General features: G+C 57.4%; 21 protein-coding genes. 10 read left to right on the top strand and 11 right to left on the bottom strand.

All coding sequences use genetic code 11. The features are described 5' to 3' along the window. The first annotated feature begins 341 nt into the window (after window positions 1-341). Window positions 342-1295, top strand: a complete 954-nt coding sequence (locus tag IMCC20628_RS02380) for a Gfo/Idh/MocA family oxidoreductase (protein WP_047032192.1) — start codon at window positions 342-344, stop codon at window positions 1293-1295. Window positions 1296-1404: 109 nt separating this feature from the next. Here the strand turns inward: IMCC20628_RS02380 and mnmA are convergent, their stop codons facing one another. After that, the gene (gene mnmA, locus IMCC20628_RS02375; protein ID WP_047028869.1) at window positions 1405-2595 is read right to left on the bottom strand and encodes a tRNA 2-thiouridine(34) synthase MnmA; all 1191 of its coding nucleotides are present in this window, start codon (window positions 2593-2595) and stop codon (window positions 1405-1407) included. A gap of 226 nt (window positions 2596-2821) precedes the next feature. Between mnmA and IMCC20628_RS02370 the strand changes: the two genes are divergently transcribed. Further along, a complete protein-coding gene (locus IMCC20628_RS02370) occupies window positions 2822-3097 on the top strand; it encodes a DUF1153 domain-containing protein (RefSeq protein ID WP_047028868.1) in 276 nt (91 codons plus the stop codon). Window positions 3098-3384: 287 nt separating this feature from the next. Here the strand turns inward: IMCC20628_RS02370 and IMCC20628_RS02365 are convergent, their stop codons facing one another. Then, on the bottom strand, window positions 3385-3843 hold the full coding sequence (locus IMCC20628_RS02365) for a paraquat-inducible protein A (RefSeq protein WP_047028867.1): 459 nt from the start codon (window positions 3841-3843) through the stop codon (window positions 3385-3387). A gap of 180 nt (window positions 3844-4023) precedes the next feature. Between IMCC20628_RS02365 and IMCC20628_RS02360 the strand changes: the two genes are divergently transcribed. Next, on the top strand, window positions 4024-4302 hold the full coding sequence (locus IMCC20628_RS02360) for a GNAT family N-acetyltransferase (protein ID WP_047032191.1): 279 nt from the start codon (window positions 4024-4026) through the stop codon (window positions 4300-4302). Between the two features lie 206 nt (window positions 4303-4508). Here the strand turns inward: IMCC20628_RS02360 and IMCC20628_RS02355 are convergent, their stop codons facing one another. Further along, on the bottom strand, window positions 4509-4865 hold the full coding sequence (locus IMCC20628_RS02355) for a flagellar export protein FliJ (protein ID WP_047028866.1): 357 nt from the start codon (window positions 4863-4865) through the stop codon (window positions 4509-4511). 438 nt (window positions 4866-5303) lie between these two features. On the opposite strand from IMCC20628_RS02355, the gene ctrA reads away from it, so the two are divergent. Next, window positions 5304-6005 (top strand): cell cycle two-component system response regulator CtrA, encoded by a 702-nt coding sequence (gene ctrA / locus IMCC20628_RS02350; RefSeq protein WP_047028865.1) that lies wholly within the window; start codon window positions 5304-5306, stop codon window positions 6003-6005. Window positions 6006-6110: 105 nt separating this feature from the next. Here ctrA and IMCC20628_RS02345 read toward each other — a convergent pair whose 3' ends face one another. Together IMCC20628_RS02345 and IMCC20628_RS02340 are read right to left on the bottom strand one after the other, a co-directional pair. Beyond that, the gene (locus IMCC20628_RS02345; RefSeq protein WP_047028864.1) at window positions 6111-6473 is read right to left on the bottom strand and encodes a response regulator; all 363 of its coding nucleotides are present in this window, start codon (window positions 6471-6473) and stop codon (window positions 6111-6113) included. Between the two features lie 135 nt (window positions 6474-6608). Then, on the bottom strand, window positions 6609-7259 hold the full coding sequence (locus tag IMCC20628_RS02340; RefSeq protein WP_047028863.1) for a histidine phosphotransferase family protein: 651 nt from the start codon (window positions 7257-7259) through the stop codon (window positions 6609-6611). Between the two features lie 236 nt (window positions 7260-7495). Between IMCC20628_RS02340 and IMCC20628_RS02335 the strand changes: the two genes are divergently transcribed. Then, window positions 7496-8083 (top strand): EipA family protein, encoded by a 588-nt coding sequence (locus IMCC20628_RS02335; protein WP_047028862.1) that lies wholly within the window; start codon window positions 7496-7498, stop codon window positions 8081-8083. Between the two features lie 363 nt (window positions 8084-8446). Further along, window positions 8447-9730, top strand: coding sequence for a hypothetical protein (locus tag IMCC20628_RS02330; RefSeq protein ID WP_047028861.1), 1284 nt, complete (start codon window positions 8447-8449; stop codon window positions 9728-9730). A gap of 1 nt (window position 9731) precedes the next feature. Here the strand turns inward: IMCC20628_RS02330 and IMCC20628_RS02325 are convergent, their stop codons facing one another. Beyond that, complete coding sequence (locus IMCC20628_RS02325; RefSeq protein WP_082128285.1) at window positions 9732-10511, bottom strand: RNA methyltransferase; 780 nt, start codon at window positions 10509-10511, stop codon at window positions 9732-9734. 71 nt (window positions 10512-10582) lie between these two features. Then, the gene (locus IMCC20628_RS02320; RefSeq protein ID WP_047028860.1) at window positions 10583-10978 is read right to left on the bottom strand and encodes a hypothetical protein; all 396 of its coding nucleotides are present in this window, start codon (window positions 10976-10978) and stop codon (window positions 10583-10585) included. A 29-nt stretch (window positions 10979-11007) separates the two neighbouring features. On the opposite strand from IMCC20628_RS02320, the gene IMCC20628_RS02315 reads away from it, so the two are divergent. Both IMCC20628_RS02315 and rpoH read left to right on the top strand, forming a co-directional pair. Further along, window positions 11008-12057: an RluA family pseudouridine synthase gene (locus IMCC20628_RS02315; RefSeq protein WP_047028859.1), complete on the top strand. Its 1050-nt coding sequence runs from the start codon at window positions 11008-11010 to the stop codon at window positions 12055-12057. A gap of 159 nt (window positions 12058-12216) precedes the next feature. Beyond that, a complete protein-coding gene (gene rpoH / locus IMCC20628_RS02310) occupies window positions 12217-13119 on the top strand; it encodes an RNA polymerase sigma factor RpoH (RefSeq protein ID WP_047028858.1) in 903 nt (300 codons plus the stop codon). 286 nt (window positions 13120-13405) lie between these two features. Here the strand turns inward: rpoH and IMCC20628_RS02305 are convergent, their stop codons facing one another. From IMCC20628_RS02305 to IMCC20628_RS02285, 4 genes are all read right to left on the bottom strand, one after another. Beyond that, window positions 13406-13696, bottom strand: coding sequence for a hypothetical protein (locus IMCC20628_RS02305; protein ID WP_047028857.1), 291 nt, complete (start codon window positions 13694-13696; stop codon window positions 13406-13408). Window positions 13697-14217: 521 nt separating this feature from the next. Next, complete coding sequence (locus tag IMCC20628_RS02300) at window positions 14218-14517, bottom strand: Dabb family protein (protein ID WP_047028856.1); 300 nt, start codon at window positions 14515-14517, stop codon at window positions 14218-14220. Between the two features lie 1057 nt (window positions 14518-15574). Beyond that, window positions 15575-15961 carry a DUF4112 domain-containing protein gene (locus IMCC20628_RS02290; RefSeq protein WP_197078380.1) on the bottom strand — a complete coding sequence of 129 codons (387 nt, stop codon included), beginning with the start codon at window positions 15959-15961 and terminating at the stop codon, window positions 15575-15577. 452 nt (window positions 15962-16413) lie between these two features. Further along, entirely contained in the window at window positions 16414-17691 is a 1278-nt protein-coding gene (locus tag IMCC20628_RS02285; protein ID WP_047028619.1) for an IS66 family transposase, read from the bottom strand. A gap of 397 nt (window positions 17692-18088) precedes the next feature. On the opposite strand from IMCC20628_RS02285, the gene IMCC20628_RS02280 reads away from it, so the two are divergent. Both IMCC20628_RS02280 and IMCC20628_RS02275 read left to right on the top strand, forming a co-directional pair. Then, a complete protein-coding gene (locus IMCC20628_RS02280) occupies window positions 18089-20149 on the top strand; it encodes a bifunctional diguanylate cyclase/phosphodiesterase (protein WP_197078379.1) in 2061 nt (686 codons plus the stop codon). Between the two features lie 147 nt (window positions 20150-20296). Beyond that, a complete protein-coding gene (locus IMCC20628_RS02275; protein ID WP_343123250.1) occupies window positions 20297-21358 on the top strand; it encodes an aminopeptidase in 1062 nt (353 codons plus the stop codon). The last annotated feature ends 62 nt before the right edge of the window (window positions 21359-21420 follow it).

Below are 21420 nucleotides of genomic sequence, written 5' to 3'. Positions count from 1 at the left end.
CTCTGCCAGACCAGAGGATTCCGAGGATCTCCGATAACTGCGCCATATTACAGGACACTGTTTTGCCACCCGGAGAGAACCTGTCTTTTGGCGCCCCCCCTCCCCCTGACAAGACCGGACCACAAACGGCGCGTCCTTCGAGCAGCTCGCCGGCGGCCCGGCGCGGGTGTTTGCAAGCGATAACCGAGGTCTCCGGTGTCCGCCGTCACCAGAATATGACGCCATGCCGCACCCCGGCTGGCCCGCTTGCCACCCCCTCGCCTTGCCTCAGCGCGGCATCGGGTCTAATCCAGCCTTCAAAGACCACGCAAGAACACTTAGGACCAGCCATGCAAAGCGCTCTGCCCCCCAAAATTGCCGTCGTCGGCTGCGGCTATTGGGGATCCAACCATGCCAGGACATTTTCCGAACTCGGCGCGCTTTATGCCGTGTCCGATCGCCATCACGACCGCGCCGGCACGCTTGCAGCGATGCATGGCGTCAATTCCATGGAATTCGACGCGGTTCTGGCTGATCCGGCGATTGACGGCGTGGTTCTGGCACTGCCGCCGCAATATCATGCCGATCACGCAATCGCGGCGCTTGAAGCCGGCAAGCATCTGCTGGTCGAAAAACCCATAGCCCTATCGGTGGCCGACGCCCGGCGGGTCGTGGATGCCGCCCAAAAGTCAGGTCTGGTGGCAATGACCGGCCATGTGCTGCGCTTCCATCCGGCGTTCGAGGCACTCGAGGCGATGATTGCCGACGGCGAATTGGGTGCCATCCGCTACATCCATTCGCACCGGGTGGGCCTCGGCAAATTCCACGTCGAGAATGACGCGCTTTGGGATATCGCCCCGCATGACCTGTCGCTGATCCTGGCGCTGACCGGCGAAAAACCGGTCAATGTCCACGGCGTCGGCTCGGCCATGCTCAACCAGCTGTCGGATTTCGCCCATTTACACCTGCAATTCCCCAGCGGTGTGCGCAGCCATGTGTTCGCCTCACGGCTCAACCCCTACCGCGAACGCAAGCTCACGGTGATCGGTTCAAAGGCCATGGCGGTGTTTGACGATGTGGCGCCCTGGAACCAGAAACTGGCCATATACCATCACAAATTGTGGGAAGACGACAATGGCTGGCAGTCGGAAATGGTCGACCCCGACTATATCGACATTGCCGACGGCATGCCGCTGACCCGCGAATGCGAACATTTCCTCGACTGCATCCGCACCGGCGCCGCCCCGCGCACGCCGGTGTCCGACGGGCTTGCCGTGATCGAGATACTCTCGGAAGGCACTGTGCGCCACGATTGATAGAAATCGCGTTCAATTAAGCCTGCAGACTTTCAAAGCGTTACCGCGTCGCCCATCCAGCCGGATAAGCGACGCTTTAAACGGCCAACAGGGCTTGCTGCAGCGCGTCTCAGGCGGCGGGCCGCAGCAGTGTCGAGAGCATCGCCTCGGCCGCGGGCGACCGCTCCGAGCGGTCAATGAAGCCACCGCCGAGCACCCGCGCCTCGTCACCGGGAGCTGAATAGAGCACACAGGCCTGGCCCGGCGCCACGCCGGCTTCACCATCAACCAGTTCCACCGAGATTTCACCGTCAACCGCGCGCAGGATCGCTGGCTTTGGCGGCCGGGTCGAGCGCACCTTGGCAAAACATTCAAACCCGTCCTGACCAATGGCTTCAAGCGGAGCATCACCCAGCCAGTTCACATCGCGCAAAATCACGCGTCGTGTCTCTAGCAGTTCACGCGGTCCAACAATCACCCGCCGCGAGCGCGCATCGAGATGCACGACATAGAGCGGGTCACCCGTCGCCACCCCGATGCCGCGGCGCTGGCCGATGGTGTAGTGGACGATGCCGGGATGCTCGCCCAACACTCTGCCATCTATATGCACGATGTCTCCGGCAAGCGCCGAATTGGGCCTGAGCTTTTCAATCACATTGGCATATTTGCCCAGCGGCACGAAACAGATGTCCTGACTGTCAGCCTTCTGGGCGACGGTCAGGCCCATTTCTCCAGCAAGCTCGCGCGTACGCGCCTTGGACAGTTCGCCCAGAGGAAAGCGCAGATAATCAAGCTGGTCCTGGGTGGTGGCAAACAGGAAGTAACTCTGGTCGCGTTCGGCATCCACCGGGCGGAAAAGCGCACGCCGGCCCGGATTGGCCTGCGATGGGTTGGGGCGCGAGCGGATGTAATGCCCGGTCGCCAGCGCATCGGCGCCAAGATCGCGCGCGGTCGCCAGCAGATCGGCGAATTTGACCGTCTGGTTGCAGGCAACGCAGGGGATCGGCGTTTCACCGGCGACATAGCTTTCGGCGAACGGATTGATCACCGCCTCGCGGAAACGCTTTTCATAATCCAGCACGTAATGCGGGATGCCGAGGGTTTCGCAAACCCGCCGCGCATCATCAATATCCTGGCCGGCGCAGCACGCCCCTGCCCGGTGCACTGCTGCACCATGGTCATAGAGCTGCAGCGTAACGCCAAGCACATCATAGCCTTGCCGCGCAAGAATCCCCGCAACCACAGAGCTGTCGACGCCGCCCGACATGGCGACCACCACCCGCGTGTCGCGGGGTTCCTTGTCAAAATCTAGACTGTTCACTGTATTTCCCGTCATTCAACAGCGTTCAAGGCGCTGATCAAGCGGTTGCAAGATATCCGTTCAGGACCTCCCCTTTATAGGGTTTGCAGCGATCTGCAACAAGATGCCCGATAGCCGCACCGAACCTGTGCCAAATCTTACCAAATCATTGCCAGGCCCTTAGGCAAATTTTAAACCCCCGCCTGTAGGGTCTGATGCATAGGTCTTGAGTATGTAAGAGAGTCCAATGACCGATATGGTACGACCCCGAGTCAAATATGTGATCGGCCCCGACGGGAGTCCGTTGACGATCGCTGATTTGCCACCTGCCAACACCCGTAGATGGGTTATAAGGCGAAAAGCTGAAGTGGTGGCCGCTGTTCGCGGCGGCTTGCTCAGCCTTGAAGAGGCCTGCGAGCGCTATACGCTGACGGTTGAGGAATTCCTCTCCTGGCAGTCGTCTATCAGCGACTACGGCCTTGCTGGCCTGCGCACCACGCGCATCCAGCAATACCGGCATTAGAGTGCCCGAGCGTCCGCTCGGGCGCCCAAAGGACGCGCTGATTCTTTGATTTCAGAGCATCTTGACGGCGATCAGGTAAGTAAGCCTGATCGCAGGATGCACTTATGCATGTCGCGTTCAGATGGTCTCATTTGAACGTCTGGGTATGTGCGCCTATTCAGGAAATTTCAGCGTCCTTTTCGCATCCGGCTGGATTGCCGACACCGTGGTGAGAGCCATGCGTGGGCACGTCTATCAACGAGCAAAATCGGCTCAAGCCGGAATTCAGTCTTTTGACCGGATACCGGTCATGCCGGTGCGCGTTTGCCGAATCTTCCGGCAAGTCCGTGCGCCAGCGCAGCCGTCAGCGCAGATCCGGCATAAAACCAGAGCCCGGGCTGCGAAAAGGCTTCAGCGATCCCGCCGGTTTTGGCGGCCACGATCACCAATGCCACCAAAACAACATCCATCAACGACCAGCGGCTCAAATGCGGCACCAATCGCATCGCCAGGCCGGAATTGTTTTCGATTCCCACCGCCTCGGCCGAGATTGCTATCAACTTGATCACCGGAAACGCAACGGAGACAAGCGCCACCACCACCGCAAGAACCGCGTCATCACCCGTCCACAGTGCGACAATGACACCAAGAAGCGATGGCGACTGATCAAAAAAATACAGCGTTTCGAACCGCACCAGGGGCAAAATGATCCCCAGTCCGAAAAACAACGGAGCCAGCACCAACGCTGCTGCAAGCACTAAACTCATCCACACACTCCTCAGCCCCAGTTCTTCAGCCCAATTTGACGCGAAAAATGCTGTAGCACTTTGAGACAATGCATGTACGCTATCGTCGATTTGAATCCAATCGACGCCGCAATCGGTCGCGAAAACAACTCCTTATCCGCCATACACGATACCAGTCACAAGTCGCAAACGGGAGATACCATGGATATTACCGACGAAAATGGCCCAACCGGCGGCCGCTACATAGCGATCCTTGAAGGCGTCGAAGCAGAAATGACCTTTTCGCGCGCCTCACCGCAGATGATCATCATCGATCACACCGGAGTGCCCGATGCATTGCGTGGCAAAGGTGTCGGGCAGGCTTTGGCGCTTCATGCTGTCGAAGCTGCGCGCGCCGGCGGATGGAAAATCATCCCGTTATGCCCCTTTTTCAAGGCCCAGGTGCAGCGGCACACTGAATGGCGGGATGTAATTGTGTAGAAAGCTCTCACGCCTGACAGCAGCAGGCTCCTGAAAAACCAAGAACTTCGCGATTGCAAGGGCCATGAAGGAGCTACGGGTCGCAAGGCCCATCTGCTTCGGCGCAAGCCAAAGCACCTGCGACCGGAGTGGCCGGTCGCAGGTAATTGCAGGCGTCAATGCATGTGGTGTTCAAGTGAACCTACCTGAACACCACATGCATTCACTCAGACTGCGCGGCTTGACCGATGTCCGGCATCACGCTCTTCAAGCGCGGTTGCCTTTTCGAACTCGGCCTGCGCCTCTTCAAGCGCCAGTTCAGCCGCATCAAGCTGCACCTTCAATTCGCGAATTGAATTCTGCAGATTGTCGGATCGCTGGCGCGCTGCCTTGGCGAAGGTTGGATAGGCGAAATGGGAAGGATCGGTGTTGCCGGCCTTCTTTTCCTCGGCGGTGATCTGGTACTCCAGTTCGGCTGCCATTTTTTCCATTTCTGCCATCATCAGCTGGATTTGCCCAAGCTGACGGGTTTTCTCATTGACCTGAAACTGTTTCAGGCGAACATGGCTCTCACGCGACTTCATACGCAATACTCCCGTGATGCGAGATCCCGGTTGGTGAAACTCGATACTCTGGCAAATTCACCAGTCCCGATTTGCAAATAATGACCGCGGCGTTAACTTTTTACGCGCCACGGTAACCATTCGTTTACGGGCATCATTAATAATACCCCTCATGGTTTAAGGCGGAGTAAACGGAAAAAATGATTTTTCTCCTCGTCTTTCCAGAGTCCTTTGAATCACTTGGGCCGATTTCATGAAGTGTCACTTCAAGAAACCCAAGAGATTTTTCGGAAATGAAATCATGAGTTTGCCAGTGATAATTAACATTCAGATGATGGTTGCATAACCTGATCAGAATTTGTTAACCATTCCATGGCAGCCTCCAAATCAGGCAACGACTGGATCCGTATAGCGTAAGTGGATCTCAAACCTTGCGGCGGCGGAAAAGGGGACTAAAAAATGCGGGTTCTATTGATCGAGGATGACAGCGCGACAGCGCAGAGCATCGAATTGATGCTGAAGTCCGAAAGCTTCAACGTGTACACCACGGATCTGGGTGAAGAGGGCGTCGACCTCGGCAAACTTTACGATTACGACATCATTCTGCTGGATCTCAATCTCCCGGACATGTCCGGTTACGAGGTTCTGCGCACTCTCAGGCTGTCCAAGGTAAAGACGCCGATCCTGATCCTGTCCGGCATGGCCGGAATTGAGGATAAGGTTCGCGGCCTCGGATTTGGCGCTGATGATTATATGACCAAGCCGTTCCACAAGGACGAACTGGTTGCGCGCATTCATGCAATCGTTCGGCGCTCGAAGGGTCATGCCCAATCGGTCATCACCACTGGCGACCTGGTCGTCAATCTCGACGCAAAAACCGTCGAAGTCGGAGCGCAGCGTGTGCATCTGACCGGCAAGGAATACCAGATGCTGGAGCTTCTTTCGCTCCGCAAGGGCACGACGCTGACCAAGGAAATGTTCCTGAACCATCTCTATGGCGGGATGGACGAACCGGAACTGAAAATCATCGACGTCTTCATCTGCAAGCTGCGAAAGAAACTTGCCACCTCGGCAGGCGGCAAAAACTACATCGAAACGGTGTGGGGTCGTGGTTACGTTCTGCGCGAGCCGGAAGAAAGCCAGATTCTCGAAAGCGCCTGATCATTCTCCCATCAGGCCTTGCCAGAAACAAAAAAACCCGCCCTTCAAGGCGGGTTTTTTGCTGTCAGGGCTTTGTGCCGTTTTCAGCGTAAGCAGGATTCACGATCATGCCGCAGCGGCATAGGGAGCAAAAGCTTCCGTCAGGCTGCGCCGGTCAAACGGCTTGAGCAAAAAATCGTCCGCGCCGGCCCGTTTGCCTGCCATCATCTGCTTGAATTCTTTCTCGATCATCAGATAGTGAATGCGAACGGCACTCCCGCCATCCATCTGGCGCACCGAGGAAATCAGGTCCAGGGCGCCTGTCATGCCAGCGTCAACACACAGAACATCCGGCAGCTGGGTATCACACATGATCATCGCCTCGCCGGAACTCGAAGCCTCGATGACAAGATAATCCAACCCGGTCAGGATGCGTTTGGCAACCTTGCAGATTACGGCAGAATCATCAGCAATCATAAAGCGGCGCATGGCAGCCCTCCTTTGGCTTCTTCCAGATGAACCCGAGTGCGGATTCTGTAGTGCTGGAAAGAAGCCTATCCCAAGGGAGCGAAGATTTCGTAATCAGACAGGCTTAACGGAGCGTTGCCATGAACATTGCCGGTATCAGTCAGCCGTTGCCCGCTGAGCCGTGAACACCACTTCATCAGCATTTGCCGAGCACGACAGCACCAATCCGGCTTCGTCAGCCAGAAGCACCGTGTAATAGGGCTGAATTGAATGGGCATCTACGGCCTCTTCCATTTCCCCGGAATAAATCTCGAGAAACTTGGGGGGCACCCGCACCATGCGTCCTTTGCAGACCAGTCGGAATTTTGGATCGGTTTCCGGAGTCTCAACAGTTACATCGATCTCGCCACCGCGAGGAATCGCTCCATAAGCGACAAGAAACAAATTCAACAGCAATTTGACCTGATTCTTCGGGATGATGGCGCGAGGCCCGGTCCACCGGACTTCGGTTTTCTTGTCCGCCGAAACGAAATCGATAACCGCCTTTTCAGCCTCGCCCGTATCAATCGATGCGCCGACCGATCCGGACGCTCCAAATGCGAGCCGGGCAAATTTCAAGCGCACCGACGCGTTGAGCGCGCTGGTGCGAATCAAATCCATCGCATCGGCGTCAGCTCCACCTTCATCGAGCAGTTCCAGCCCGTTATTGATCGCCCCGACGGGAGAAATGATGTCATGACACACACGGCTGCACAGAAGCGCAGCAAGGTCCGGACCCGCCAAAGTCAAATTGTGGTTCTTCGACATTATATTTCTCCTCTTTGCGCCCCACGCCGAATCAGCGCGGATAAAAAATCGCACCGGGTGCTCTCAATCGCAAGCGCTGTTAATCAGGGTCCGTTCAATGGCCCATTGCCGATGGCAACGTAAGCCGCCTCGCCCTAAAGACACCACATTTGGTAAACTGCTTATTAAGATCGGCCCGTCACAATGTGATCAATGTTTCCTGCGGTACCTACCGTCCCATCACAGGAGTGATTCCAATGATTGCGTCCCGCTTATACCTTCGCGCCTATGTCTCTGTTTTTCTGGCTTTGCTTCTCATTGCCGGAACAGCTTCCGGTGTCCGCGCGCAACAGGCCAACTCTTCACAATACACCACTCAGGAAATCGTCAATGCGGGTCACGGATTTTTCGGCTCGACTTCGGGCGGCCTGGCCAAGATCGTCGAGAAGGCTTTCCAGTCTTATGGCCTGCCTAACGGCTATATTCTCGGCCAGGAAGCTTCCGGCGCGTTCATCGGTGGCCTGACCTACGGTGAAGGCGAACTGTTCACAAAGAATGCCGGCCAGCATGACATGTTTTGGCAGGGTCCGTCACTCGGATGGGACTATGGTGGCAATGGCAACAGAACCATGATGCTGGTTTACAATCTTCCCAGCGTTGAAGCCGTTTACGGCCGGTTTGGCGGAGTCTCGGGCTCGGCCTACGCAATTGCCGGCCTGGGCATGACCGTGCTGGCGCGCGGCGATGTTCTGGTCGTGCCGATCAGGACCGGTCTCGGCGCCCGATTGGGCGTAAACATCGGTTATCTGAAACTGACGCCAGCGCCGACGTGGAATCCGTTCTGATACAAGCCGCGCAGAAGTGTGCCGCGGTTTTTCGATAGCGACATGCCCAAACCCGATACGCGTCATCCGGTTGAAGCCGACGTGTCTTTGGCGCTAACAGCGTGAATTGACGCATATAGGTTGTGGTTCATCTAAAACCTTTTGAGCGCGACATTTTTAAAAGCTGATCAATCTGTCACCTTGTCACGGAACCAGTTTGAAGCTGCCCGTTGCAACCGGCAAGCAACACTCGCTTCTCTTTGTTGCAGCCCGGTTGCGCTCTCTCAATGCTTGCGGCTTGCCGACACCGATTGGCCATGCTTAAAGCTCAGCCAGGTTTTTGCGAGGCGTTTTAGGCCCCGCCCCTGATTGTGTGGATTCACCGTGATCGAGTTTGTCCTGTTATTTGCGTTGGGTTTTCTGGCTGCTGCCCTGGTCGCGCTGATCGCGGCGCCGATCATTCAGCGTCGTATTGTCAGCCTGACCGAACGGCGCATCCGTGCAAGCGTACCACTCTCCGCTGCGGAAATCCGTGCCGAAAAGGATATGGCCAGAGCAGCATTTGCGGCTGAAACCGCACGTCTGTCGGTGGATCTGAAGCACAATCGGGAGAAACTTACTCAAAGCGTTGCCCGCGGCTCAAGGTTGAGCAACGATCTGGTCGCTCTTCGAGGTGAAAAAATATTGATCGAAAAGGCTATCGAGGAGCGTGACGACAGCATTCGCGATCTCAACGCCAAAATCAATCAACGCGACGCCGCGATTACCACTTTGACCGGCAATTTCAGCGACGCCGCACGGCTGTCAGAAGCCCTCAAGCATGAACTCGCCGCGCGAGATGACAAGATCAATCGCCTTGGCGCGAAGATTGAAGAACTGCGTATCGACCTTGTCACCCTCGACACCGAGGCTGAAAACTTCAAGGCGCAGATCCGGGAACTTCGCGACGAGCGCAATGCGGTGCGTGATTTGCTCACCAAGTCGGAGACATCCAACCGGGATCTGGAAATCCGATTGAAGAACCATGATGAACGACTGGCTCAAAGCCAGGAAAAACTTGCCAAGACCATCACGACGCTAACTGACCGTGAAAATGCCCTCGACCGGCGAATCGCCGAAGTCGAACGGTTTCGTCAGAAAAACCGGGAATTGTCCGACGAGATCAGAGCCGCCAAAAGCGCGCTCAAAGAGGCCGTCAGCGCAGCCAAGAAATCCAGTCCTGCCGTAAAGCCTGCAACGCCGCCGCCGCTGCAACTGCGGGCAGTGAAACCAACGCCTATCGGCAGTGGCAATGGGAAAAGCCGTGACCCTGGCAAGGAGGAACTCCTGCACATCACTGACGAACAGAATGACGCGGATGAGGAATCGGACTTCCATGAGGACATTGATGGCGACATCCCGGAAGCCGAAAAAATAGACCGTCTCCGTGCGCGGCAAGCGGCACTGGCTGAGAGACTGCTGAAGGCAGACAAGAGCGGTAATGACCCCGCTCTGCGCCGCGAATTAGCTGTTGTGGCCGCTATGATGGTGGAACTGACTGTAGGCAGAGACGGCAGCGCTTCCCCAATCTTCGCCATCCTCAAAGGCAGCGAAGGCCCAACGGGGTCGGGAAGCTCCGAACCAAGCCTTGCCTCACGGGTGCGGGAAATGCTGACCGCCGATCAATAAGCTATGATGCAGATCCGCCGGCACGCCCCATACGCGTAGCGGCCTGCCAGAGCGCAATACCGCTGGCCGTCGCCACATTCAGACTGTCCATGCCGGGCGCCTGCTCGATCCTGAGTGTCTTCACCTGATCAAGTATGTCGGCCGGCAGCCCCTCACCTTCGGTACCAGCCAGCAGCGCCACCCGGCCGCCAGGCGTGAATGCTGCCAGCGACCCGGTGCCATGCGGCGACAGGCCGATGACCTCGAAGCCATACGCTGACAGGGTCCTGACAATCTCCGCGATTGATCCCGCACGGCAGAACGGAACCCGCAGCGCCGCGCCGACCGAAACACGGATAGCCTTGCGGTAGAGGGGGTCGCAGCACGATGCATCAAGCACGATGCCGTCGGCGCCAAAAACCCCGGCGTTCCTGAAGATGCCGCCGATATTGTCATGATTGGATATTCCGCATGTCACGACCAGCAGCGCCTGGTTTGGCAATCCAGACAGGAATTCGGGGAAGGATGCAGGCGGAACATGCCTGCCAACGGCCAGAATGCCGCGATGCATTGCAAAGCCGACTGCGGCGTCCAGAACTTTCCCTCCGGCCACATATATCGGGCAATCAGCATCCATCCGGTCAAGCAGGTCGCCAAGGCCATCGACCCGGTTTTCTAGAATCAGCGCCTTCTCAAGCACAAAGCGTTTGTTGTCTGCTTGGGCATCGACGAGCGCTTGAAGCACAACCCGGCCCTCGGCGATGAACCGGTCGCCGCGGCCGGCGAGATCCTTGTCGCGCATCGCGGTAAACTCGGCTATGCGTGGGTCCGCAGGATCCTCCACCCGGATGAGGCGGCCCTGCCCCTGCACGATCAACGCGTGATCACGACAACATCGGCGACGATGCGGCTGACCGACATGTCATGGATGATCAGCCGTCTTGATCCATCGGCTGCGCGGCCGAAGAAGCCGATGCGGGTTCCGTCGAGCGAAACGCTTTCCACGACAAACCCCTCCGGAAGCGCTGCGACGGAGGCAATCGGCGCATCCGACGGCACCACCATCGATGACCCTGCCACAGCACTGTTTGCAGCGCTGGTGTCGTCGGCCTGTGTGAATTTGTAGACAATTGCCCCCAGCACGGCCATAAGACCGATGAACATGACGCCGATCGACACGGCCAGCAGCCGCACCATCTTGCGCCGAACCCTTTCCATCTCCGGATCAAGCGGCTTTTCGTCCAGATCGTCGTCATTCACTTTCGACATTACCATTCCTTGCCGGGCGGACCCTGAAATTGAAGAACGCGACATCGTTTAGCGAAGCCCAGCCCGATAGGGAAGCCCAACCGGCTTGCGAAACCCTGGTTGTCGGCGAATACGACACCGGCCGGCTTGACGCCTGGCTGGCCACGGCCGTGGAACCCGACCTTTCACGCAGCCGCGTCAAGGCGCTGATCGAGGCTGGTGCGGTGATGGTCAACGGCGTTGCTGCCAAGCAGGCCAGGCACAAGATCCACCCCGGCGACCGGGTCGACGTGACAATACCCGAGCCCGAGGATCCCGATCCGGTTGGCGAGGATATTCCGCTTGAGGTTCTGTATGAGGACGACGACCTCATCGTCATCAACAAGCAGGCAGGCCTTGTGGTGCATCCCGGCGCCGGCAACTGGACCGGAACCCTGGTCAATGCGCTGATCCATCATTGCGGCGACAGCCTGTCGGGCATCGGCGGCGTGCGCAGGCCGGGCATCGTCCATCGGCTCGACCGCGACACCACCGGGGTGATGGTGGTGGCCAAGAATGACATCACCCACCGCCATCTCGCCGAACAATTTGCCGACCACGGCCTGACCGGTCCATTGGAGCGCGCCTACAAGGCGATCGTCTGGGGTAAGCCCGACGGGCTGAAAGGCACCATCGACGCCAGCCTTGGCCGCGCCAAGGACCGCATCCGCCGTGCAGTCCGCAAGGATGACGGCGCAGATGTGCGCCATGCCGTCACCCATTATCTGGTCTGCGAGCGGTACCAGGAAAAACCCGATGGAACCTGCGCCGCCTCGCTGGTCGAATGCCGGCTTGAAACCGGCCGCACCCACCAGATCAGGGTGCATATGGCCCATATCGGCCACCCGCTGATTGGCGATGCCGACTATGGCGGCGCCTTCAAGACCAAGGCAAACCGTCTGCCTGATGCCGTACGCGAAACCGTCAACGGATTCACACGTCAGGCGCTGCATGCGTTTTTGCTGGTTATCGAGCATCCGATCACCGGGGAAACACTGCGTTTCGAGGCCCCGCTTCCAGCAGATATGGAAGAAATGCGGGTGGCGCTTACGACTCTGTAAAGCAGCAAGCGTCTTCACGCGACCGTGAAGGCGATTGCACCTTGATACCCGGTTTCGCCACAATTACATGACATATCGGGTAGTTCGGATGCGATGTTCGGTCCGCGCCATTAGGCTTGCCGTTAGGAAGCCGAAATTCGGGATTTAGGGGGTGCTATAATGGCCCAAGGAAGTTTGCCGTCCATTTCTGCCGGTGAGAACGGATTAAACCGTTATCTCTCGGAAATTCGCAAGTTCCCGATGCTGGAACCGCAGGAAGAATACATGCTGGCCAAGCGTTTCCTCGAGCATGAGGACACCAAGGCAGCCCACAAGCTCGTCACCAGCCATCTGCGGCTGGTCGCCAAGATCGCCATGGGCTATCGCGGTTACGGCCTGCCGATCGGCGAAGTGATCTCCGAAGGCAATGTCGGCCTCATGCAGGCGGTCAAGAAATTCGATCCAGAACGGGGTTTTCGTCTCGCCACCTACGCCATGTGGTGGATCAAGGCATCAATTCAGGAATATATCCTGAGGTCCTGGTCGCTGGTCAAAATGGGAACCACCGCCAACCAGAAGCGGTTGTTTTTCAACCTGCGCAAGGTCAAGAGCAAGATTCAGGCTGTCGAGGATGGCGATCTTCGCCCGCATCAGGTTGCCGAAATCGCCACCAAGCTCAACGTCTCCGAAGCGGAAGTCATTTCGATGAACCGTCGCCTGGCTGGTGACGCCTCGCTCAACGCGCCGATCAAGGCCGGCGAAGGCGAATCCGGTCAGTGGCAGGATTGGCTGGTCGATGATTCCGAGAGCCAGGAAGACATGCTGGTCGAACAGGATCAGCTTGAAACCCGGCGCGGCATGCTGCAGAGCGCGCTTGATGTTCTCAACGAACGTGAACGGCGAATTTTCGAGGCGCGGCGTCTGCGTGACGACCCGATTACGCTGGAAGATCTGTCAACGGAGTTTTCCATCAGCCGCGAGCGAGTGCGCCAGATCGAGGTCCGCGCCTTTGAAAAGGTTCAGGACTCGGTGCAAAAAACCGCCGCAGCCCGCGACAAGGCCCTGGTCACGATCGCCGACTGATCGCACCAAACCGGCAATCGATCCAGACCCCGGAAGTGGACAACCGCTTTCGGGGTTTTTTGTTGCCCGGATTTTGCCGGCCTGCCGCCTGAGGTCAACGCGCCTGACAAGCGAGCGCCTTCGACAACTCGGCCACCTTTGTCCGGAACACCAAATGACCAGCCAAAACGGACCGGAACGCGAATAAGCCCAGAATTCAATCGGTCTGCGCAAAAAATCCGCAAGCTCGTCCACCACGTCAGACAGCCACCATGATGGCTGGTGCGCAGACGATAGCATTCACGATTCAGGTTCGTGTGGGACTTTTGGTGCTGGGCCAAAGCTCCAGATGGAGACGCAGCTCCTCAGCCAGACGCTCGACCTCTTCGCCATCATCAACTGAAATGGCTTCGACCAACTCCTGTTCAAGCAGGTCCCTCAGGTCGTCTGCATCAATGTCTGCCTCAATGGGTTCCGGCGGCTTCGTTGTATCGACCGGAACTGTGTTGGCCTCTCCCCCGTCGAAAGAGACCTCAAATTTTCCGATCTCATTTGCGAACTCCGGTGCATATTTGATGGCCTTGAATTTGATTGACATGCGGCCAAGGGCTACAGCACTGACAGATGGAGTGGCCGCAACCGGGTTTGGGACGAAGAGTGGGACTGCCATAATTAGCAAGCTTCCTGACACATGAGTGCCTGATGTTTGAGAGCGCTTTAAGTTAATGAGGGTGTTGAGAAAATAGATACCGCCATAATTGCATTCATCAACATGATTTGCACGAACTTAATTGGCTTCACAACCTCGAATTGATGGTTGAATTTGCCATCATGGTAAAGAGATCAACCGCCTCGAACCGGTCTAAGCCCGGATCACCCAATGAGTGAATGTCTGATCGATGTAGCCAGGATCAGGGAGTGACATCGACTGATCGGCACGATGCGTTGGCTAGCCAAGAGAGACGATGCTGAACAGCGCAACGATGGGTCAACAAACGGGGATTCGCAAAGCGCCGCACTAGTGCAAGCACTTGATTCTGTTTATTTTATGACGTTTCTGGGTACAAGCCCCTGACAGGCGAGCCCAATCCTGCACAGGCAGATGCATGACCCGGCAGGTCAGTTCGGCAAGGCCACGTAATCGATCTCCAGAAATTCCTCGACCTCGGGGATCCAGCGGTCCCGGACGAAGGCGACATGCTCGGGATGGCTGTCATAGGCGTCGTATTCGGCTTGCCCGGCAAATTCCATGGAATAGCCGTGCCGGAAATTGTTCTTGGCCGAGACCTGCCGAAGTGCCTCGAATTTCTGGACGCCGGGAATTGCGCCAAGGATGCGTTTGCCGTCGGCGAGAAAAATGCGCTCGAGTTCAGACCCTGCAGGGTGTTTCAGCCTGAATGTGACGGTATGTCTGATCATCATGGTCTCCTCGGATGCGGGCAAACCGGCGGATCGCACCGGTTTTGAAATGTGCGTGCTCCTTCTTAGGGCGAGTCGCGCGGACAGGATAGGGCGCGGCATGGCGAGCGGATGATGCGGCGTTGGCGGCTTGGCGTCCGGGACACTTTCTTGCTGCGCTATCCCCAAATCTTCCGTCATGCCGGACCCCGATCCGGCATCCAGTACGCCCAAGTCCTTGGGCGGGAAGAGTCCTTTGACCCGGCAGAGGCCGGGTCGCTGGATTCCGGCCCGGTGGCCGGAATGACGGGGTGGGGAATTCCCGCCTGCCCCTTACCTGACCCGTCGCCACGCACGCTAAAACCCCGCGCGCGAACCAAATGCTCGCCGTCGGTTCTGTGGCAGTTTCGCGTCCGGCAAAAGTCCGGACTCGTGGGGCGCGGGCGACAGGCCCGTGGTGGTTAAGAAGTGTGGCTTGGCGCAGTCACCCGCGCCCCACCGGTGAGGGACAGATGCGCCTTCCGGGCGCAAATGCGGCTCCTCCCCGCAAAGTCTGACGCGAGCCCCGGGCGGTTTCGTCTCGTTCGGCCCTTTGGAGACCGAACCCCGCCAGCTCCCACCCGCGCCCGACAGATTGGTCCGTCAGATGCGGCAGGGACTTGTCAGGCCGACGCTTGCGGTGGCGCCACATGCCTTCACCGGACAGCCCGCCCGAAGAGGAATGCGGATCAAACGCCGCCGGTAGCAGCCCTTCCAGGCGGCAACCGGTACCGGCCATTCGCGCGAGAAAACCTTTGCCGCGATCCACCTCGATCCGACAGGCCCCCGCGCTGGCCGGGGTGTCCACTTCGCAAGTTCCTGGCCCGCAGGTACGGTGCCCGCGCGCCAAAACTCACCGCCTTCCGCCGGCCGAAGCTCCGTCAGCCCCGGCCATCCGCTTGGAACGGAAGGTCAGGCCAGTATCGCATAAGGGCAAAGAGTGGGGAAAATTTAGGGGGGGGGGGGGTCGGGAGGATTTTTCCCGGTGCATCGATTTGCATGTCCGGGCGGGAAATCGTCCGTCCAGGCGGCGTGGTGTTCAGGCAGCTGTGCTTGTTTCAGTTTGCACAGAGCTGTGCGTCTGTTTCCTGACGCCAAGTTGCTCGCGCAGGATTGTGACATTGCGCAGATTGGCCTTGAAGCCGACGTCAAAGATATCGCCGATCAGGGGAATGGCGCCGATCGCGTAGTCGGCGGCCGAATTGGCGACCATGCGGGCAATATGCCTTTTGCCAATCCTCATCTTGTGTCCCCGCCAGATGATCCAGGCCGAGGGTGCTGCCACCAAGGTGTCGCCAATGCCCGGGATCAGTCCGACAATTGAGTCCAGTCCGAAGCGGATGGAAGTGCCCGGCAGGCGGAACTGACTATCAAGCGTTTTGGCCAACCGGCTCAGCTGATCGAGCTCACGCTCGATTTTGATCAAGTCCTGGTCAACTCTATGCGCGGTGTCTGACATGGCACATCAACTGTTTTGCCCGCCCTTTGTTCCGCTGGCCACACATGGCATGGGCTGAGTTCACGTATGGCGGGACACATTCAGGCACTAGCGGCAGTCCCTATGGGCATGTGTTTAGCGGTGAACAGGGGTGCGTTTGTTGTGCTGGTGTGGCAGCGGATTGTTGGGCCGGAAAAGCGATGCCGCTCATTATTGCAAAACCGACGGTGGCCCAAATTGCCTACAACTTTCAGCGGTTGATCTTCCATGGACGTGTCAAAGCCAGACGGCAAATTGACCAGCGTCAATCAACCAATGAAAAATCAGGCTAATGCAAGTACTCAGACCAAAGAGGCCTGAACAATGCAAGTTGCTGCGCCTCACTATGGGCACCGTAATTACCCACCCCTGAATTTATGATTTCGGGCCTTGATGTCGGCCTACGCCAAGACGGATGCGATAACCTGGAAGGGATTTGCGCCTTTGAGGCGGGCGGTATCGACGGTTGTGCGTACATCCGCCTCGGCTTGGGCGGCCCACATGGCGCGATATCCGTTTGTCACCTTTCTCTGAATGACCCATGGACGGAGCTTTCGCTCAGATGTGTTGTTGGTGACATCGACTTCTCCGGGATAGTCGCAAAACGTCAGCAGCTGATCGCGGGCCCGCCCGATCTTGGCCTGGAGCTTTTGGGCCAGGTCGCATGAAGTCGGGGCGCATAGAAGCCCGGCAAGCTGTTTATCGAATTTGCGCTTCTTGCTTGCGACGGTAGACGCAGCGAATGTGCTTATGGCTCTGGCGAAATCAAACACACGGCCAAACCAAAGCTGGAAGCGAAGAGGGAGATCATCCTCGCCATGTTCCAGCGCAAAGGCTGTATCACGCGCCAAATGTGCAAGGCAGGTTTGATGTCGATGGCCGTGAGATTGCTGGGCTGAATACCGATCAGATATCCATACCTCGGGGACATGGCCGCCCATGGTCTCGTGAACGACCCGTGCTGCACGGGAGTAATCGGGCTGGTGGACAACGGCATCCTTGCAATGAAAAACCCAGTGTTGGGCATTTGTGCCCTCAATACGCACACCGGTTTCGTCGCTGGCGACAACGCGGGCGGCTCGAAGGCTGGCCTTGGCGGCCTGTGCTGTGGCCTGGAAGCTCGGACGGGAGCGGGCAAACATGTTCATGATCGCGCCCTCGCTCGCATGGAGGCCGAAGATATCCATGAACACACCGCTCAGGCGTTCGTAAGACAATGCATGGAAACTCTTGAGGTAGATCGCCAGCGCGTGAATGCCTGGCCCGAACGGCGTTGCGGTTGCCACGGCAGGTGCGGTGGCTTTTGTCGTCGTGCCGCATTGCGGGCAATGACAGGAAAAACGCCGATGCCGGGTGACATGAGGACGGATCGCAGGAATATCGATCTCGTCATAGGCCCCGGCCAGCACCATCGTATCATCACCGGAAAACGCATGGCCGCATCTCTTGCAGGCGGTCGGTTCATGATCGCGAAACATGTCGGCAAAATCCGCCAGCACCCTATTGTGGGGTTCATGCCCGGGCTTGGCTCCACCCGGTCGTGAGTTGACGCGTTTCTCTTTCTTGTCCGTAGAGGGCGGCTTGGAAGACGTCCGAGAATCCTTGGCAGGCCGTTGGAGCCGAAGCACCATCTCGATCAATTCGTCCTTGCTCAGCTGCTGCAAATCAGTCCGATCCATATCATCATGGATTCAGACATTGTGGTGCATGGCAAGGGGGTGGGTAATTACCTTGAATAGTTCAATTGAAAAGCCTGCCAAAGCAACGAGAATTAGCAAAAACCCAGTCTCGGCCCGGCACCAGTTCCAAGAAAAGACCGGGTGAAACTCACATGTCCCGATTAGTTGATTTTTAAAGGATAAAAAATAGTTTAGCCATGTATTGCGGATGACATATTCCGCGAATGGTGCATCTCAACTTCGCCAATTCGAGTTATTTTCTTACAGATTCTCTCATAACTGGCATTTTTAGTGCCTTGTGAACGACGGGAAACCATTTGAACACGTCATTCCATCCAGATTTGGCATTCCATCTCGGGCACTCATGCTCCAAAGCGGCGATGAGCTCAAATTTGTAATGACGCAGCAACGAGACCCACAGGCATTGCCTTTATTGCATGAGGATTGGGCTCGAATCCCCGACCAGATGGCGCATGAATATCTGAACCAGATAACCACCTGTCTTTGGGTCTACGATATCGATCATGACAGAATTCCATGGGCCAACAAATCGGCTTTGGAATTGTGGTGCGCCAGTTCGATCATGGAATTGAGAGACCGCGAATTTTCCAGCGGCATGTCTGTGACAATTTCGCAAATGCTGCGGAAATACCAGCAAGATTTTGAAACAGACGATGCATCGCATTCGGACATATGGACCATCTATCCAAATGGCATGCCGGTGACCATTGATGTCTGTCTGAGCGGTTTCCATTTCTCCGATGGCCGCGTCGGCATGCTGTGCCAAGGTCAACTCGTCAGCCAGAAGGAACCGGAATCAATCCGGAGTTCGGTGGCGCTTCTGCATACATCGGTGATGATTTCGCTCTACAGCAGCAATGGGGAGTTGCTGTACAGCAATCCCGCCGCCGTTTCCAAGGAAGCCGCGCCATCGCCGCATCTGCAAGCGGCTTTCGCATCCGCCGAGGATTACGAGGTTCTGATCGCCAGTCTGCACAAATCCGGTGAATGCCGGCTGTCGGCCAGAATGGTAACCTCACAGGGCATCCGGTGGCATGAGATTGCGGCTCGGAACTGCATGGACAATGTGAGTGGCGAAAGCGCCATTCTGCTCAGTGAAACAGACATAACCGACCTCAAGGAAACGGAACAGCGCGCCAGTTATCTTGCAGACCACGATGTTTTGACGGGACTGCCGAACCGGAATTACGTCATCGGCCGAACGCCCGAACTGCTGAACCAGGCTATTGCCACGAATGAGAAACTTGCCTTCATTCTGCTGGATCTGGACCAGTTCAAGAAGATCAATGACACCCTCGGCCACGGCGTCGGCGACGCATTGCTGGTGCAGGTTGGCCAGAGATTGTCCAAGGCTGTCGAAGGCACAGGAACCGTCGCCCGGATTGGTGGCGACGAATTCCTGATCTGCCTGAGGCAGGTGAAAACGCCCGGGATTCTGCAGGATTTCTGCAACAATCTGATCTCGGAGTTTCAAGTGGAGTTCGCAGTCGGCGACCGCCGATTGCTCTCGACATTGAGCATGGGGATCAGTTGCTTCCCCGATGACGGTGACGATCTCAACCTGCTTTTGAAGAACGCGGATGTTGCGCTTTACGAAGCCAAAAACAGCGGCCGCAACAATTTTCGCGAATTCAATGTTTCCCTGCGAAACAAGCTCGAGGAGCAGGTAACCCTGGAGCGTGAGCTCAAGCAGGCCATTTTGCGTGATGAATTCGAGCTGTTCTACCAGCCTCGCCTAGATACAGTGACCAACACCATTGTTGGCGCAGAGGCCCTCATTCGCTGGAATCACCCGACACGCGGCCTTCTGACCCCGAACTACTTCATTGATGCCGCTGAAGACCTCGGCCTGATCTGCGACATAGGCGACTGGGTTCTGAACAAGGCTGGCCGGGAACAATATCTGCTCGAGCAGGAAGGCCATGCAATTTCGATTTCGATCAACGTGTCGCCAAAACAGTTCGAGTGTCATGACTTTCACGCCCGTATCCTGTCCCTGCCGGAACGGACCGGTTGCACGCCTGAAAACATCGAACTGGAAATCACAGAGTCCACCCTGATGGGCAATTCAAGCGATGTTACCGACAGTTTGGCCGCATTCAGAAACCAAGGCTTCGGGATCGCCATCGACGATTTCGGAACCGGCTTTTCAAACCTCGCCTATATCCAGAATTATCCGATATCCTGCATCAAGATCGACCGGTCGTTTGTCTCGAATATCGGCACCAGCGACAGCGTCACGCAGATCATCATTTCCTTGTGCAAGTTGCTGAAGGTCAAGGCCGTGGCTGAAGGGGTTGAAACCGAGAGCCAGCGTCAGTGGCTCAAGGATCGCCAGTGCGACGAGTATCAAGGCTTCCTTTTCTCTCCAGCAGTCCGGCCGGCCAAGTTGAGAGAGCTACTTGAGAACAAGCCAGTGGCAGCATTGCAGGGATAACACCGGGTAGAACTGCCGGCAGGAGACATCCGGCCCCCCCTCGCCCAAGCTTGATCAAACCGGTGCGCCGCTTTAACACTCAGTTCTCTTTCAAGGGCCATCGCGACATGGGCCCGGGGAACATGTGGGCAATCCTGTGGGCAGACCGTGAAGCGCATCTTCTTATCCCTGATCATGGTGATGGGCCTGGTGGTTGGCCTGGCCGGGTGCACCGGCGTGTCCTATTACGCGCAGACGCTCAAAGGGCACGCGCAGATCATGACCAAGCGCCAGACTGTCGCCAAGCTTATCGGCGATGCTTCGACGCCCGAGGCGTTGCGCGAGCGCATGGCATCGGCGCGCGCCATCAGGCAGTTCGCCACCGACGAACTCGGGCTGCCCGACAATTCGAGCTACCGCTCCTATGTCGATATCGGCCGGGACTATGTGACTTGGGCGGTGTTTGCAGCACCCGAATTCTCACTCGTGCCACAAGTGTGGTGTTTTCCGGTGTTCGGCTGCGTGCCCTACCGGGGCTATTTCTCCAGGGACATTGCGATCAAAACCGCTGCCGGACTTCAGCAGCAGGGTTTCGATGTCCATGTCTCGGGCGTCACCGCCTATTCGACGCTGGGCTGGTCAAGTGACCCGCTGCTCTCGACGATGTTCCTGCAGGACAAGACCTATCTCGCTGGCCTGGTGTTTCATGAGCTGGCCCACCAGCGCGTCTATTTGGGTGACGATACCGCCTTCAACGAGGCATTCGCCGTGGCTGTTGAAACCACCGGCGTGAAGTCATGGCTGCGCGCGGCCGGCGATGCGAGCGGGTTGCGCCGCTACGAGGCCGGCCTGAGGCGCAGCGCCGAGTTCCTGGCACTTGTGGCGCAAACCCGGGGCGAATTGAGCCGTGTTTATCAAGGCTCCGGCACTGTTGCGCAGAAGCGCGCCGCAAAGGTAGAAGCGATCGACCAACTGCGGATCCGCTACCGGCAGATGCGCCAGAGCCGCTGGGGTGGATTTAGAGGCTATGATGCCTGGGTCGAGGCCCCGATCAACAATGCCAAGATCGCCGCCACCTCGGTCTACAATGACCGGGTTCCGGCCTTTGTCCGCCTGTTCGAGCTCTGTGCGGGCGACTATCCACGGTTTTACAAAGCGGTGGGCCGGCTGGGCCGGCTTGCCAAGGCTGACCGTGCCGCCGCCCTTGAGACGGCAAAGGCGTGCGAGTGAAGCGGAAGGCATCAGCGAGACTCACCCTCGGTCGACGTAGCCGACAGAAGAGGGGGGAAGTG

It is taken from the genome of Hoeflea sp. IMCC20628 (genome assembly GCF_001011155.1).
GTDB lineage: Bacteria > Pseudomonadota > Alphaproteobacteria > Rhizobiales > Rhizobiaceae > Hoeflea.
The sequence above is the reverse complement of the archived record's forward strand: the minus strand, read 5'-3'. Positions and strand labels throughout refer to the sequence as shown.